This window comes from Novosphingobium sp. BL-S-32, from assembly GCF_056857055.1.
In genome coordinates this window covers 840165-856287 of the sequence record NZ_CM166476.1, presented here as the reverse complement: position 1 = coordinate 856287, position 16123 = coordinate 840165, and the positions used below count along the sequence as shown (strand labels likewise).

Here is a 16123-nt window from a genome sequence, read left to right as displayed (position 1 = left end):
TGTTCTGCGCGTCACAATCTGGTCAAGAAAAGCACAAAAAAGCAACACAGTTCTGACCTGTCCCAACCCTAGTGAGCCTCCATGTCGCCCCAGCGGGCGCATCTTCCACTCTGTCCGAGGGGAAGAAATTCAAAAGAATTCAGGGAGTTTCTCATGATTCGCCACGCCATTCGTCTGGCGGCCACCTGCAGCGTCGTCGCGCTGAGCCAGGCGCCCGTCGCTGCTTACGCCGATGATGCCGCCGCCAGCCCTGCTGCCGAAAGCAGCGGAAATACGACAATCATCGTCACCGCCACCAAGCGGGAAACCGACCTTCAGAAGACCCCGATCGCCATCTCGGTCATCGGCGCCGACGATATCGAGAAGCAGCACGTCCAGAGCCTGATCGACCTCGCGAGCGGCAGCGTGCCCTCGCTGCGCGTCGCCACGTTCGAAGCACGCCAGTCGGCGCTGACCGTCGGCATTCGCGGCATCGTGCCGTTCGACGCCAACCAGACCGCGCGTGATCAGGGCGTGGGCGTCTATCTCGACGGCGTCTACCTCGGCCGCCAGCAGGGCCTGAACGCCGCGCTGTTCGACGTGAAGCGCATCGAAGTGCTGCGCGGTCCGCAGGGCACCCTGTTCGGCCGTAACACCGAAGGCGGCGCGCTTAACATCGTCACCGCTTCGCCCACCGGCGAATTCGGCGGCCGCGTTGTGGCGGGCGTGGGCAACTATGGCCAGCGCAACGGCGAAGCGCACATCGACTTCCCCGAATTCGATCACATCTCGATCAAGGTCGACGGCGTTTACCAGCACCAGGATCCCACGGTTAAGAACCCGCTGGCCGGCGAAAAGGGTTGGAACGCCTACGACCGCGTCGGCGGCCGCGTTCAGGCCCTGTGGAAGCCGATCGACGGTTTCACCGCGAACATCTCGTTCGACAAGTCGCGTGACGAAAACACGCCGAATTACAGCCAGTTGGTGAACTACAACCCGAATAATTATCCGGTTGCGACGCTGGCTCAGATCGCGGCGAACAAGGGCGCTCTGCCGAGCGGATATATCGCTCCGCTTTCGCCGATCGTCGACGTCACCGGCGACAAGCGCGTGAAGACTGCCGATGTCGGCGTGCCGCAGCAGTACAGCGTTGACCGCACGCAGGGCATCATGGGCAACCTCAGCTATGAGATCAGCCCGGAACTGACGGTGCGCTCGATCACGGCATGGCGCCAGGTCGATACCGACCAGTACGACAACTCGGGCGGCCCGGCCCGCACCGTGTTCCTGCCGAACGCCAAGTTCAGCCGTTACTCGCTGTCGTTCCTTGACCAGCACCAGTTCAGCCAGGAACTGCAACTGGTCGGCAGCCTGCCGCAGGTCGATTTCGTGGCCGGCGCCTTCTACTTCAACGAGCATGCCAGCGAAAACGCTGCGACGCCCAGCTCGAACCTGTGGAACGCGGACGGCACCGGCTACACCGTGCTCAGCCCCATCGTGACCGGCCCGGTGACCTCGGGCAATCAGGGTTGGGACGACAGCTCGCTGTTCCTCCAGCGCGACAGCCACGCCAAGGCGCAGAGCATCGCCGCCTTCGCGCAGGCCACTTACACGCCCGCCGGTCTGGACCAGCTGCACCTGACCGCAGGCGGCCGCTACACGCACGACAAGCGTAACGGCGTGCTCGACATGGTCAACGGTGCGACGGTTGACTATACCTTCCACGCCACGAAGGACCGCTTTGACCCGATGGTCACGCTGGCCTATGACGCCACGCAGGACATCAACCTCTACGCCAAGTATGCGACCGGCTACCGTGCAGGCGGTGCCAACGACCGTTCGCAGACCTTCTCGGCTTTCGGTCCGGAATCGGTGAAGTCCTATGAAGTCGGCGCCAAGATGCTGTTCCTCGACCGCATGGTTCGCCTGAACCTGGCCGGTTACATCATGGATCGCACCGGTACCCAGGTGGACTTCGACAACGTCAACACCGATACCAGCAGCCCGTACTTCAACCTGCACACGCAGGAGACGATCAACGCCCCGGGTACGACCAAGATCCGCGGTATCGAAGCTGAACTCAGCGTCCACCCGATGGATGGGCTGACGTTCGGCGCATCCTATGCCTACACCTACACCAAGGTTCCGAAGACGCTGAACCCGTTCCTCAGCACCGATACCAACTCGGTCTACCAGAACGTCTTCATCGTCTACACGCCGAAGAACGCGGCTGCGGGCTATGTCGACTACAGCATCCCGGTGGGCGTGCGTGACGAAAGCGTGCTGTTCCACCTCGACGCGGCCTATTCCGATCCGCAGTACAGCTTCGAGGACGAAAGCACGAAGACGCAGAGCAGCTTCATCGTCAACGGCCGCATTGCGCTGGCGGACATCCCGCTCACCGATGGCGGCTCGAAGCTGACGGTCTCGCTGTGGAGCCGCAACCTGCTCAACGAGACGAATATCTACCGCCGTTCGGCCGCGAACTCGGTCTACACGGTCAACCCGCTCACTGGCGCGAAGAGCTACGCCGGCGTGCTGGGCGATTATGCCAACTTCAACCCGCCGCGGACGTTCGGCGTGGAAGGCACAGTCAGCTTCTAATTCAACCAGTCCTATCCTGGCAGGCCCTACCCTGGGGTCTGCCGGCGGGCTCCTGCCTGCATCCTGCACGCGGCGCGACTTCGGTTGCGCCGCGTGTTCTTTTTGAGGCTCCCATCCTCAGCCGGCATGCTTCGCGGGGCCGATGAACGCAGGGGCGATGGCGGCTCGGCTTGTCGCTGCGCCCCGATCATGCGAGCCATTCGCGGTGACGGACCCTTCCGCGGGATGGGCCGCGAGAATGGGAGACGATGACGATGCCGACACCGGGTGAAAAGCTGCGTGCGCTGATCGAGAACGGCGAGCACTTCGTCGCGGCCGAGGCCTATTCGGCGATCACCGGGCGGGCGGTTGAACATGTCGGCTTCAAGGCGGCCTATCTCGGCGGCCATGCCTGCTCCGCTTTCCACTACGCGGTGCCGGACAATGGCGTGTTCAGCCAGGTCGAGATGATCGAGCAGTCGGGCCGGATCGCGCAGGCCATCGACATCCCCCTGATCGTCGATGCCGACACGCTGGGCGAGACGGTGGCCGATGCCTATCACTTCACGCGCCGCTATGTGGCCGCCGGGATCGCCGGCTACCACGTCGAGGACGAGGTAAACCCGAAGCATTCCAAGCACGTCAATGGCCTCTGCTCGATCGAGGACATGCAACTGCGCATCGAGGCAGGGGTGAAGGCGCGGGGCGATTCCGGCCTTGTGATCATCGCGCGCTGTGACGAACTTTATACCGTGGCCAACGGCGGCGGTGGCAGCGGTTCGGCCGAGGAGGCGATCCGGCGCGGCAAGGCCTATGCCGAGGCGGGGGCGGACGCCATCGTCTTCGCCAGCGCGCCGCCGGAGCAACAGGCCGAAGTGATCCCGCACATGCCGATTCCGGTCTGCACGCTGGGCTTCAACCTGCCGAACACGGCCTTCACGCTTTCGACCGGCTGGGGCTGGGTCTCGGCAGCGGTAGGCCATCTCCGGATGGCGCGCGAACTGATGGAGACCGGTTCAGTGGCGAGCGCGATGAACGCATTCACCAACTTCCCCGAAAAGTACGACCTGATCGACCAGAAGCTCTTCGACGACCTGATCGTCGAATGGGCCGAGCGCACTGGACGGCCGACAAGGCCCAACCACGCGCGCTAAACGGGCAAGGGCTTCCTCATCGGGAAGCCCCCCGTGTTACCACTCCGTCGTCCCCACGCAGGCGGGGATCCCGCTTTTTCTACTTCGCCGGTTCGGCAACGCCTTCAGGCAGTGCCAGAACCTCAAGCCCCTGTGCCGGATCGAGATAACGCTTTGCCTCCGCCTGCACATCGGCGGCGGTCAGGGCAGCCAGCCGGTCGTGCGCCCGGTGGAAGCGGTCAATCCGATCGCTCTCCGTCTGGGCACGGTCAACCAGCGAGAGCCAGCCGCCATTGCTCTTGAGCGCGTTCTGATAAGCTTCGAGTAGCGGCTGGCGCGCGCGCTGGAGTATATCGTCGCTGATCGGCGCCTTCCGCAGCGCGGTCATGACCCCGCTGATCGCCTTGCGCGCGGCGGGAACGTCGGCAACGTCGATCGAGGCGACTACTGCGAACGTGCCGTAGCCCTTCCAGTGGCGTGAGAGCGAGACGCCCGCTGTGGGGGAATAGGCCTTGCCCAGCGCCTGGCGCAGGCTGTCGGTCAATTCGATGCGGACCACGCGTTCGAGCAGCTGGAGCTTCAGCGATTCCACCGGGTCCGAATCGTCGCGCGTCGGCCACGTCACGCGCAGCATGGCCTGGTCGGCGGGGCCGGTGTGGCGGACCACATGCGGGGTGCGGTCTGCCGTGAACGTGCGCGGCGGCTGGTCGTCGTAAGGACGGAATGCGGGCTCACGCGCGGGGAGGGCGCCGAATGTGCCGGCGACCATGGCGATGGTCCTGTCCTCGTCGATGTCGCCAACCACGCCGATCTCGATAGCGCCGTGTACCAGCCTGTCGCCGATATCACGGCGCAACTTATCGAAGGTGAGGGCGCGATAGTCCTCAACCTTGCCGAGGCTGAAGCGGGGGTCGTTGTCCGAGATGATCGTGCTGAGATCGGCCTGAAGTGCTGAGGCGGGCGTTGCGCGCAGTCGGGCGAAGTAGGTGTTGATCTGTTGGCGATATTGCACTTCGCCTTCGGGTCGGAAACCCGGATCGGTGACCATGGCGGCCAGTAACTGAAGCTGGAGTTCCAGATCGCGCGGCGTGGTGCCGTCCTGCGCCACGAAGCTCGCCTCGCCGTTGCTCATGCCGATGCCCAGCGTGTGGCCCGCCATGATCGTATCGAGTTCGTCGCGGCTGTGCTTTCCGAGGCCGCCTTCGTCGATATAGGGCACCATGTCGGTCGCGCGCGGATTGTCCTTGGTGTCGAGCATGTCGCCGCCATCGATGGCCAGGCTGACGTCGACGCGGTCCTTGACGATATCGGTATGCTTGAGGTTGAGCATGACGCCATTGGCGAAGCGTACCTCGCGGATGCCCAGCACCGGATCGCGCGTATCGGACACGACCGCGCCGGGCTTGCCGAAGTCGGTATAGGCGAAGGCGGCCACGGTGCCGGCTTCCTCCGTGGCGATCGGCGCGCGCATGGCCTGCTGCCAGGCATCGCGGATCGTTTTCTCGCCGCCGTTGGGCGCGGTGCGTCCTTCGAACCGGATCAGCGGCTCGTCGAGTGCGATGGCTTCCCGCTTGAGCGCGGCGAGCACGGCGTCCGGCTTGATCTGCGGGGCGAAGGCCACGAAGCGGTCGAGCACCGACTTCGGCGTCCCGGGGACCTGCCGATCGTCGACCAGCGAGAGCGCGGCGGCGGCGAGCGCGCCATTGCTGCGGGTGGCAGCGGAGCCGGCGGCATCGGTGAGCGAGGTCCGCAACTGGGCGACCTGCTCGGCAATCTCGGCCTCGGTGAAGCCTTGGGCAAGGGCGCGGCGATATTCGCGCGCGGCGGCCTCCAGCGCGGTCGCCCACTTGCCGTCGACACTGTCGATGATGAGGCGCGTCGAGCGAGCGGCCTTGAACATGTCGCCGGTGCCGAAGCCGGCGCCCCGGAACGGCGGCTCGGCCGTGCGCGAGAGGCGTTGGAGGCGGCGGTTGATCACATCGTAACCGATCGAACGCAACAGGTTTTCCTGCCGCTGGGCCACGCTGTCGGGCTCATCGAGCCAGGCGCCGTTGCGCTGGATCACAAGGCGCTCGGAGAGGGCAGGATCGATCCAGATACCGGTGCGGCCCTTGTCTCGGCCGTCGACGGGACCGGCATCGGGCTGCGCTTCCGCCGGTCGCGGTGCCCAGTCGCCGAACCGGCTGTGGATCGCGGCTTCGACCACATTCGCGTCGAAATCGCCGATCACCACCAGCGTGGCATGGGCGGGCACGTATTCTCGCGTGTAGAAGGCGCGCAGGGTCTCTGCCGTGGCGCCGTTCAGCGTCTCGGCTGTGCCGATCGGAAAGCGGCGGACATAGCGCGAGGCGGGATAGAAGAAACCGGACTGGGAGACGACATTGCGGTAGGAAAACGTGTTGCGGTCACGCATTTCCGAGAAGATGACGCCGCGTTCGCGTTCCAGCGCGGATTGCGAGATCGTCAGCTCGCTCGCGGTTTCGCGCATGAGCATGAGCGCCGTGTCGAGCAAGTGCTGGTCGGCGCGGGGCAGGTCGAGCTTGTAGACGGTGCGCTCGAACGTGGTCGAGGCATTGGTGTCGGCCCCAAAGGCCAGGCCCTCGCGCTCCAGCAGCGGCACCATCTGGCCTTCGGGAACGTGCGTGGAGCCCTGGAACGCTATGTGTTCGAGGAAGTGGGCAAAGCCTTGTTCGCTGTCGCTTTCATCCAGCGATCCGGCCGCTACATCCATGCGCACAACGGCGGTGCCCGCAGGAGTGGCATTGTGGCGGATCACGTAGCGCATGCCGTTGGCAAGGCGTCCGAAGCGGAAATCCGGATCCACCGGCACGTCGCTCTTCTCGAAAGCCCAGCTGGTGTCGTCGGGTCGGGGAGCAGACGCGGGGGCAGGCGCTTCCTTCGCGGCCAGCGGAAGCGGCGCAAGAACGATGAGAACGGCGATCAGGGCGGTACGCATGGGCGTTGGAGTGCCCCACCGGGCCGAACTCCACAAGCCGGAGTTCGGCAGCTCCCTGTTAAAAAACGAAAAGGCCCGGCGTGCCGAGGGGCGCGCCGGGCCTTTTCAACGTGTTCGCTTGCGCGCGGCTTACTTGCCGCGCAGCTTGCGGTGCTTCGACAGGTCGAAGACTTCGCTCGGTCCGTTGTCGTCCTGAAGCAGGCCGAGGCGGCGGGCGACTTCCTGATAGGCCTCTTCCTCACCGCCGAGATCGCGGCGGAAGCGGTCCTTGTCCAGCTTTTCGCCGGTGAACATGTCCCACAGGCGGCAGCCGTCCGGGCTGATTTCGTCCGCGAGGATCACGCGGCTGTAGTCGCCGTCCCAGATGCGGCCGAATTCGAGCTTGAAGTCCACGAGGCGGATGTTGATCGCCGCGAACATGCCACACATGAAATCGTTCACGCGGATGGCCATCGCGGCGATGTCCTGCATCTCCTCGTTGGTGGCCCAGCCGAAGCAGGCGATGTGCTCTTCGGCGATCATCGGATCGCCCAGCGCATCGTCCTTGTAGTAATATTCGATCAGCGTATGCGGCAGCGGTTCACCCTCGGGGATGCCGAGGCGCTTGGAGATCGAACCGGCGGCCACATTGCGCACCACGACCTCGATCGGGATGATCTCGACCTGGCGGACCAGCTGCTCGCGCATGTTGAGGCGGCGGATGAAGTGGTTGGGCACGCCGATGTGGTTGAGGCGCGTGAACACGTACTCGCTGATGCGGTTGTTGATCACGCCCTTGCCCTGGATCGTGCCCTTTTTCTGCGCGTTGAACGCAGTGGCATCATCCTTGAAGTACTGGATCAGCGTGCCGGGTTCGGGGCCTTCGTAGAGGATCTTGGCCTTGCCCTCGTAGATCTGGCGGCGACGGGACATGCGTGTTCGTCCTTGAATGGGTAAAAGAGCAAGCCACGGCGCGCGGGGCGTCGCTGGGCGACCGCGCTGCCGGGGCGTTCGAGCGGGCATATAGTTCAATGGGGGGCAAAAGCAAACCGGCTTGGTTGCAAGGGCTGACAGGCCGGTACAATCGATGCGGCGGGGGGTGTTACGGGGCGGGGCAGTGGCAGGGATTGCCGACGCCGGAGGTGGGGGCTATCCACTTGAGAGAACGCATTTTCGGGCCGTGATGACGCAAGGAAAGCAGGGCGCATGACTGTCACGATCCGTGCTCTCACCGGCAGCGAAATCCTTGCCGCAATGGACGATCTGGCGCGCCTGCGGATCGCGGTCTTTGCGGAATGGCCCTATCTCTACGATGGCGATCCCGGTTACGAGCGGGACTATCTTGCCGCCTTCGCCGCCGCTCCTGACGCGGTTCTGGTGGCTGCCAGCGTGGACGGCCGGATCGTCGGCCTCGCTACCGCTTCGCCGCTCGCGGCGCAGGAAGAGGCGCTGCGGATTCCGTTCGAGGACGCCGGGTTCGATGTCGGATCGCTCTATTATTTCGGCGAATCGGTGCTGCTGCCCGCGTGGCGAGGGCGGGGGATCGGCCATGCCTTCTTTGACCTCCGCGAGGCACAGGCGCGCCGCTACGGCGCGGCGGCAGCGACTTTCGCGGCGGTGATCCGCCCGGAGGACCATCCCGACCGGCCGCGAGGCTATCGGCCGCTCGACGCGTTCTGGAGCAAGCGCGGATATGCGCCGGTTCCGGGGCTTACTTGCGCACTGTCGTGGAGAGATCACCGCGACAGCGAGGAAACCGCCAAGCGGCTGCAATACTGGATGCGCCCGCTTTAGGAGCGGATCGCGGCGACGAGATTGCGGGCCGCTGCGCTGACTTGATCCCAAGTCGTCACGAAGCCTTCCGGTCCGCCGAAATAGGGATCGTCGATGTCGCGGCCCTCCCAGCCCGGCACATGATCGAGCAGCATCGACAGCCGCGCGCGGGAAGAACGTGGCTCCAGTCGCTTCAGGTTGACGAAATTGCTGCTGTCCATCGCGATGATATGGTCGAAGCGGGTGAAGTCGGCCCTTACCACCTGTCGGGCACGATAGCCCGAAATGTCGATGCCATGGCGCAGGGCTTCCGCCTGCGAGCGCGGGTCGGGGCCCTTGCCGATATGCCATGAACCCGTCCCCGCCGAATCGATGATGAGGTCGAGCCCGGCGGCCTCAGCCTCATGCCGCATCGCCGCCTCGGCAAGAGGCGAGCGGCAGATGTTGCCGAGGCAGACGAAGAGGAACGACGGAAGAACGATCTCATTCATGCTCCGGCCGTACCGCCGGGGCAGATCTGGCTCAACAGCAAATCGGGTGGAGGCGGGCAGATGGTAAATTTCGCGTTTCCCGCACTTGGGAAGACTTCGTGGAGGATGGTGGGCTTAGGCCCACTAAGGGTTTCCTTAAGTAATATCTTCTAGTGAAGCCCTTGAATCCCGCCGAGTTCCCTCCAGCACGACTGGTCCACCCATGCGCCACCTGAAACGCCCGATCCACCGCCTGATCCGCGACAACGCGGGCAACATCCTGCCGCTGGCGGCCGCGGGCATGATGGTCGCCGCAGCCGTCGTCGGCTCGGCCATCGACTTCAGCCGCGATTACAAGGTGCGCAATCAGCTTCAGTCCGCCTGCGACGCGGCAGTGCTGGCCGGGCGCCGCTCGACCGATGTTGGCGCGGCGACAAAGCTTAATGGTTTCGATGCTGCGGGGAACACTGCCGCAAACAATTATTTTGCAACCAACTTTAATGATGCGACACAAGAAACGTCGGGCACGACATTTTCTGTCAGCTCGACCGATAGCGGCCAGACCATCACCGGCACCGCGTCGACGACGCTTAACACGCTGATCATGCGACTGTTCGGCTTCAACAGCTTCAATGTTGCCGTGACATGTGCCGCATCGATGGGCGTGGGCAATGCGGATGTGACGATGGTGCTCGACACCACCGGCTCGATGGATACGGTTCTGTCGGGAACTCAGACGCGCATCCAGGCGCTGCGCGCGGCGATGAAGAGCTTCTACACGACGCTGGCCGCCTCTACGACCAACAGCAACGCGCGGATACGATATGGGTTTGTTCCCTACAGCTCGACGGTAAACGTCGGCAGTCTGCTGTACACGCTCAATCCAAGCTATCTTGCGGATAGCTGGACCTACCAGTCGCGCGAGGCAACGTATTTTGACTATACGAACGCAACGAAAAGCTCGTCAACCTCGGTAGGTAAGGGCACCATGGGTGACACCACCCAGTACAGTACCACGAAATACAGCTCCAGTTCAAATTGCAATAAAGCTTTACCGAACCCAAATCCTACTGCTTGGGTGACTGGTAGTGCGCCAGTTATATATTCAATTTCTGGAACGAGCCCCAATATAAGTCTGACTCGCAATGTGACTACCGGTCAAACGAGAACGAATTATACATGCCAACAGTCTGGCGGCAGCTATTATATTTATCAATATACCGAAACGGACAGTTCGTTTACGCGAGAGCAATGGACTAAAGTTTCCCTTGTGGTGGGAACGCCTACGGCAAAGTCGGACTTCTATTATTGGACCTATAAGCCGGTTGTGCGCGACAGCAGCGTGTTCAAGACCGGCTCAGCCGTAACGACTTATACGGGTGACAAGGGCGTAGCTCAATCGACCACATGGGACGGTTGTATCGAAGAGCGTGGTACGACGACCGGCACAGCTTTCAGCTATTCGTCGGTAACTGGATATTCGCCTTCCGCTGCGCATGACATCGACTTAGATTCCGCTCCAACCGCAGACGTCACCACGAAGTGGGCGCCGCAGTGGTATCAGGTGAGTTACACGCGCGGACCAGGCGGCAGCAACAATGCCAACTGGACTCAGAGTAACACCAGCGACGGAACCGGTGTGACCGAATATTGCCCGGCCAAGGCCCAGATACTTACAGAAATGACGCAGACTGCGTTTAACGCTTACGCAGATTCGCTCGTCGCCAACGGTGGTACTTATCTCGATATCGGCATGATCTGGGGCGGCCGTTTGAGTTCGCCGAACGGCATTTTCAGTACCAATGTCAACACGGCTCCTTCGAACGGCGGCAAGGTATCGCGGCACATCATCTTCATGACGGATGGCCAGATGGATACGTCCAACTATTCGACTTCGGCCTGGGGCATTGACTGGTGGGATCGCCGGGTCACGACAGATGGAGCGGAAGCCACCGCAGACACGCGGCACACGGCACGCTTCCTGGCGGTTTGCAACGCGATCCGGGCCAAGGGCATACGCATATGGGTGATCGCCTTCACATCCTCTCTGTCGAGCGACCTTCAGAACTGTGCATCTGACGGCAGCTCGTTCACGGCCAACAATGCGGCTGACCTCAATTCCGCCTTTACCGAGATCGCCAAGCAGGTTGGCGCATTGAGGGTCACGCTGTGAGGCGGCCCGTGCGCTCTGTCATCGCCGGTGTTCGCCGGTCCATCGCAACGCTGTGGCTGGAAAAGCGCCTGCGGGCCGATCGTTCGGGCGCCACCGCGTTGGAGTTCGCGATTGCCGGACCGGTCTTGATCGTACTGCTCCTCGGGATCTTTGATATCGGACATATGGCCTATGTCTATTCGGTGCTCCACGGTGCCGTGGAGGAAGCGGCGCGCAATGGCACGCTGGAGACTGCCAACACCGCGACCCAGGATCAGATGATCCAGAAGATCCTGGGCCGTGTCGCGCCTGGCGTGGTCGTGAAGACAACCCGGTCCAGCTATTACGACTTCAGTGATATCGCGCGGCCCGAGGCCTGGAACGACAAGAATAACAACGGCACATGCGACAACGGTGAAACCTACACTGACGAGAACAACAACGGCACTTGGGACGCCGATATCGGCAAGTCCGGCAATGGCGGCGCCAATGACGTGGTGGTCTATACGGTGAATGCGACTTACACGCCGCTGTTCCCGATCCCGGGTATTACCAATCCCAACAATACGCGCACGCTGACTGCGGTCGCCGTCCGCAAGAACCAGCCCTTCGCACTTCAACAGAGCTACGGGTCGGGTGCAGGGAGCTGCAAATGAACCGGTTTTTGCACACTTGCACGCGCGGCTACTCTCTTGTGACGATAGGTGCGCGCGTCCTCCGCTTGGCTCAGCGCTTTGGTCGGGACAGCAGCGGTGTTTCGCTGATGGAGTTCGCGCTGGTCCTGCCGATCCTTCTCACACTCGGCCTGTACGGCACCGAGCTGGCGTATATGGCCGTGGTAAAAATGCAGGTGGCCGAGATCGCTACATCGGTGGCGGACAATGCCTCGCGCCTGGGTCAGACCGACAACTCCTCGGTAACGCCAACCATCACGGAAACGAACATCGATTCGGTCATGTCCGGTGCGCTCAAGCAGGGTGCTTCGTTCAATTTCAGCACCAATGGCCGGATCATTCTTTCCAGCCTTGAGACGAAGCCTTCGACGACTACGCAGTACATTCACTGGCAGCGCTGTCGAGGCAGCCTTGCGCGCGCGTCGGCCTATGGAGCTGCGTTGCAGACGGTTACGGGGATGGGCGCAAGTGGCCACGTCGTTACCGCTCCCGACGCTTCGACTAATTATGCGGTCATGTATGTGGAAGTCTTCTATGCTTACCAGCCGCTGTTCGGAAACATGTTCGTCCGGAACAACACCGTGTTCAATCAAGAAGCGGCTTATCTGACGCGTGATGGGCGCAACCTCAATCCGACCGGAACGCCCGGAGGCATCACCGGAGGTAATGGGCAGTCGCTCTGCACCTGATCGTGCTTACGTCTTGTGCCAGTCCATTTCGCTGACCGCCAATCCGCTTGACTGATGCGGGCAAGGGCCGCCACACGGCGGCGCATTGTCAGCATCGGAGCAATTGGTCCATGACCGTAAACCAACCCCGCGAAGCGGTGGGGCCGAATTATGCGATCGAAGATCTTCGCGCGGCGCAGGCTATCTCGTGGCAGGCGCTCGACCGGATCGCCGCATTGATCCGCCCCGGCATGCGCGAGAGCGAGGCCAATGCGGCAGGCCTTGCCATTCTCGAAGAGCTGGGCATGGAGCGTTCCTGGCATCCGCTGCTGATCCGCTTTGGCAGCGATACGCTCAAGATCTTCAGCGACCGCTCGCAGGGTGACACTGTCCTTGCCGAGAACGACATCTTCTTCATCGACATGGGGCCGGTTTTCCTGGGGCACGAAGGCGATGTCGGCGCGACCTATACGGTCGGCGACGATACCGAGATGCGGGCCTGCGCCGAGGCGGTCCGCACGCTGTTCGACCGCGTTCGCGCAATCTGGGACGGCGGGGCGGTCTCCGGCCGCGCGCTCTATGAGCGGGCGGAGGAAGAGGCGAGGGCGATGGGCTGGGTGCTCAATCTCGACATTCGCGGGCACCGGGTGAGTGACTATCCGCATTCGGTGCACAAGGGCGGCAATCTGGGCGACTTCGATGCCGTGCCGGGGACGGGGCTCTGGATCCTCGAAATGCAGATCCGCCATCCGACGCGCCCGTTTGGCGCCTTCCACGAAGACTTGCTGGTCTAACCCATAACGGCAAACGGCCCGCCCCTCGATGAGGGACGGGCCGTTCGTTTCAAGCGTTGCGGCTCAGTACTTGACGTTCAGCGTCAGGATCGCGGTACGACCCGGAGCCTGGTTGGCGAAGTGCGCCGTGTAGGCCTTGTCATAGTACAGTTCGTTGAAGACGTTCTGCACGTTCAGCTGAAGCTGCGCGATGTCGTTGATCTTGTACGAGGCGCTGGCGTCGAAGCGCCAGTAGCTCGGCACCATGCGGGCGAGGGTGCGCGGCAAGGTGATTTGCCCATTGGCCAGGGTAGGCGACCCTACGTTTTGGATGCCGCCGTAGACCTTGCTCATGTAGATCGCGCCGCCGCCGAGCGTGAACTTCGACGTCACGTTATAGTTGGTGAACGCGGTGAAGCTGTGCTTCGGCGTGTTCGGGAACTGCGTGCCGGTGCTGGGCGACGGCGTATTGATCGTGACGGTCTGGCCGGTGACGGAGTCCGTCACGGTGACGGGCGCGGAGTTGCCGCCGTCGATGATCTTGGCGTCCATGTAGGTGTAGCCGCCGAAGACGCTCCATTCCGGCGTGATGTTGCCGTTGAAGCCGAACTCGATGCCGCGGATACGGCGGTCGCCGACGAAGACAACGGTGTTGTTGTCACCCGTCGTACGCGCGTTCTTGGTGCGCGTCTGGAAGGCGGCCAGCGACAGCGACAGCGTGTTGTCGAACAGGTTCCATTTGGTGCCGACTTCGTAGGACTTGGTCCGTTCGATCTTCAGCGCGTCGGTCAGTTCCTGCGGTGTCGGCGCGTTCGGGGTCGTGGGTATCGTGGTGTTGAGCGCGTTGCCTTCGCTACCCTGGCCCAGGTACGAACCCGGAGGTGTCGCCGCGCTGGACGTCGAGATGTAGATGCTGCTGTCGGCCGTGGGCTTGAAGACCAGGCCGGCCTGATAGTTCCACAGGTCATCCGTGCGGCTGACATAAAGGCGATTGGCGGTTGAAGCTGCGGTGAGGCCCGGGCTGACCACGGTCTTGTAGTGGTCGTAGCGGCCGCCGAGGTTCAGCAGCAGGTTATCGGTGATGTTGACGGTGTCGAACAGCGAGGCGCCCCAACTGTCGATGCGCGTCAGCGTGCGGGTCTTGGGCAGGCTGCGCACGATGTCGGTCGGGATGGTTGACCCGTCGGCAGTGTAGCTCACCCAGGGATCGCTCGGATTGGGATTGTCGACCGAGGTGCAGTTGTAGCGGGCGACCATGTTCGCGTTGCAGCGCGGGCTCTGGGTCGAGCCGGTCGCGATGGCGGTGCCGGTCGTAGCGTTCGACACGTAGGAGCCGGTCGAGGCCTTTTCGCGTGCGAATTCGAGGCTGGCGGCGAAGCTGTTCTTGAGGCCGAAGAGGTTGGCATCCCCGAACAGGTCGGTCTGGTTGATCAGGCCCTCGGCATAGCCGTAGCGCGTGTTGGCGCGGCGCCAGACCTGATTGCCGGGAGCGGTGATGACGCCGGCGGGATTTTTCACGCCGTAGACGTTGCCCTGCTGGTCGTCCGGCTGGGTGAGGACGTAGTCCTGTTCGCTGCGGCCATAGCGCGAGGTGTTGCGCAGGGTGATGCCGTTGTCGAACTCGTGCTGGGCGCGGATCGTCAGGTTGTTGACGTTGGTCTTGCGGAAATCGCGGTCTTTGAGGCCGTAGAAGGCATCGCGCGGACGGTCGACATCGACACCGCTGATCGTCGTGAAGTGCTCGGCCGGAGCGGTTTCGGTCACGCCGGCGGGGGCGTTGGCCGAAGTATAGAGATAGGGAATGCCCGAATCCGGCAGTTCGTTGGATTCGAGGTGGTAGTAGCCGATGGTCAGGCTGGTCGGGCCATTGAGGCCGAGCTTGACGGAAGGCGCGACGCCCCAGCGCTTCGACCAGACGGCATCGCGGCCGGCAATGTCCTGATCGTGGTACATGGCGGCGAGGCGAACGCCGACGAAATCGTTCAGCGGCTGGTTCACGTCGAGCGTGACGCGCTTGTAGTCGTCAGTGCCGATGCTGCCGCTGGCGGCGGCGAAGCGGTCTGCCGTGGGAGTCTTCGACACGAGGTTGATGCTGCCACCGGCGCTGCCACGGCCGCCCATCGAGCTGTCGGAGCCCTTGACGACCTCGATCTGCTCAACCGCGAAGACTTCGCGGCTCTGCGCGCCGATGTCGCGAACGCCGTCGAGGTAGGTGCTGGCCTGGCTGTCGAAGCCGCGGATGAAGGGACGGTCGCCCTGTGGGTTGCCGCCTTCGCCGGCCCCGAGCGTGATGCCGGGCACAGTGCGCAGGGCTTCGGTGAGCGAGGCCGAGGCGGTGTCGCGGATGACCTGCGAGGGAATGACAGTGATCGAGCGGGGGGTGTCGACCAGCGGAGCGGTGTATTTGGGGGAATCGACCTTGTCGACCTTGTAGCTATCCTCGTCGATGGCCGTGTCGGTCACGGTCACGCCGCCGAGCTTGGGTGCGCTGGCGGTCTGGGCTTCCTGCGCCAGCGCGGGGGAAGCAGCAAGAACGCATCCCAGCGCGAGGAAGGCAGGCGACGACGAATTGCGGAAACGGGACAGAGACACGAAATTCCCCCTTGTTGCTAATGAGTATCAATTAGGTGGCGCTAATGCGAATGATTCGCGATTCATTCAAGGGAAATTTTCGCGGCCCTGCGACAAAGGTGAAATCTGCGACAAAAGTGTAACCATGCGGACGCACCAAGGCGCCCATGGCACTGACCTGCCTCCCAAAAGGTCCCTCGCTGCTAACTATGGGTTGCGCATCAGGAAGGGGCACCAGGGCAAGCCGTTTCGCCAGGGTGCGGATTTTCGGGGGGTCACGGAACCGGAGGCGGGGCTCTCACGGTGCACGTTTGCAGCAAGCACGGCTTCAGGACGGCGATCTTCTGCAAGTTGAGGGCAAGGATGGTGGCATGGAGGTCCCCGGTGCCAACTCCCTGATTGGCGACGATCT

General features: G+C 62.9%; 11 protein-coding genes. 7 read left to right on the top strand and 4 right to left on the bottom strand.

Features of this window, described 5'->3' with window-relative positions:
• Nucleotides 1–153 precede the first annotated feature (153 nt).
• The gene (locus AC1VVK_RS03955) at nucleotides 154–2583 is read left to right on the top strand and encodes a TonB-dependent receptor (RefSeq protein WP_482904461.1); all 2430 of its coding nucleotides are present in this window, start codon (nucleotides 154–156) and stop codon (nucleotides 2581–2583) included.
• A 254-nt stretch (nucleotides 2584–2837) separates the two neighbouring features.
• The gene (locus AC1VVK_RS03950) at nucleotides 2838–3716 is read left to right on the top strand and encodes an isocitrate lyase/PEP mutase family protein (RefSeq protein ID WP_482904460.1); all 879 of its coding nucleotides are present in this window, start codon (nucleotides 2838–2840) and stop codon (nucleotides 3714–3716) included.
• A gap of 79 nt (nucleotides 3717–3795) precedes the next feature.
• Here AC1VVK_RS03950 and AC1VVK_RS03945 read toward each other — a convergent pair whose 3' ends face one another.
• Both AC1VVK_RS03945 and purC read right to left on the bottom strand, forming a co-directional pair.
• Complete coding sequence (locus AC1VVK_RS03945) at nucleotides 3796–6651, bottom strand: M16 family metallopeptidase (RefSeq protein ID WP_482904459.1); 2856 nt, start codon at nucleotides 6649–6651, stop codon at nucleotides 3796–3798.
• 129 nt (nucleotides 6652–6780) lie between these two features.
• Complete coding sequence (purC, locus tag AC1VVK_RS03940) at nucleotides 6781–7563, bottom strand: phosphoribosylaminoimidazolesuccinocarboxamide synthase (protein WP_054441309.1); 783 nt, start codon at nucleotides 7561–7563, stop codon at nucleotides 6781–6783.
• A 273-nt stretch (nucleotides 7564–7836) separates the two neighbouring features.
• Between purC and AC1VVK_RS03935 the strand changes: the two genes are divergently transcribed.
• Nucleotides 7837–8424, top strand: a complete 588-nt coding sequence (locus tag AC1VVK_RS03935) for a GNAT family N-acetyltransferase (protein WP_482904458.1) — start codon at nucleotides 7837–7839, stop codon at nucleotides 8422–8424.
• On the opposite strand, the gene AC1VVK_RS03930 is transcribed toward AC1VVK_RS03935, so the two are convergent.
• A complete protein-coding gene (locus AC1VVK_RS03930; RefSeq protein ID WP_482904457.1) occupies nucleotides 8421–8894 on the bottom strand; it encodes a low molecular weight protein-tyrosine-phosphatase in 474 nt (157 codons plus the stop codon). The two genes, AC1VVK_RS03935 and AC1VVK_RS03930, sit on opposite strands and share 4 nt — an antisense overlap.
• A gap of 202 nt (nucleotides 8895–9096) precedes the next feature.
• On the opposite strand from AC1VVK_RS03930, the gene AC1VVK_RS03925 reads away from it, so the two are divergent.
• The 4 genes from AC1VVK_RS03925 to AC1VVK_RS03910 all read left to right on the top strand — a co-directional run bounded on the left by AC1VVK_RS03925 (nucleotide 9097) and on the right by AC1VVK_RS03910 (nucleotide 13161).
• The gene (locus AC1VVK_RS03925) at nucleotides 9097–11046 is read left to right on the top strand and encodes a TadE/TadG family type IV pilus assembly protein (protein ID WP_482904456.1); all 1950 of its coding nucleotides are present in this window, start codon (nucleotides 9097–9099) and stop codon (nucleotides 11044–11046) included.
• Nucleotides 11047–11054: 8 nt separating this feature from the next.
• Nucleotides 11055–11681: a TadE/TadG family type IV pilus assembly protein gene (locus AC1VVK_RS03920; RefSeq protein WP_482904455.1), complete on the top strand. Its 627-nt coding sequence runs from the start codon at nucleotides 11055–11057 to the stop codon at nucleotides 11679–11681.
• The gene (locus tag AC1VVK_RS03915) at nucleotides 11678–12388 is read left to right on the top strand and encodes a TadE/TadG family type IV pilus assembly protein (RefSeq protein ID WP_482904454.1); all 711 of its coding nucleotides are present in this window, start codon (nucleotides 11678–11680) and stop codon (nucleotides 12386–12388) included. The genes AC1VVK_RS03920 and AC1VVK_RS03915 overlap by 4 nt, the downstream gene beginning before the upstream one ends.
• A gap of 110 nt (nucleotides 12389–12498) precedes the next feature.
• On the top strand, nucleotides 12499–13161 hold the full coding sequence (locus tag AC1VVK_RS03910; RefSeq protein ID WP_482904453.1) for a M24 family metallopeptidase: 663 nt from the start codon (nucleotides 12499–12501) through the stop codon (nucleotides 13159–13161).
• 63 nt (nucleotides 13162–13224) lie between these two features.
• On the opposite strand, the gene AC1VVK_RS03905 is transcribed toward AC1VVK_RS03910, so the two are convergent.
• The gene (locus tag AC1VVK_RS03905; RefSeq protein WP_482904452.1) at nucleotides 13225–15732 is read right to left on the bottom strand and encodes a TonB-dependent receptor; all 2508 of its coding nucleotides are present in this window, start codon (nucleotides 15730–15732) and stop codon (nucleotides 13225–13227) included.
• Nucleotides 15733–16123 lie beyond the last annotated feature (391 nt).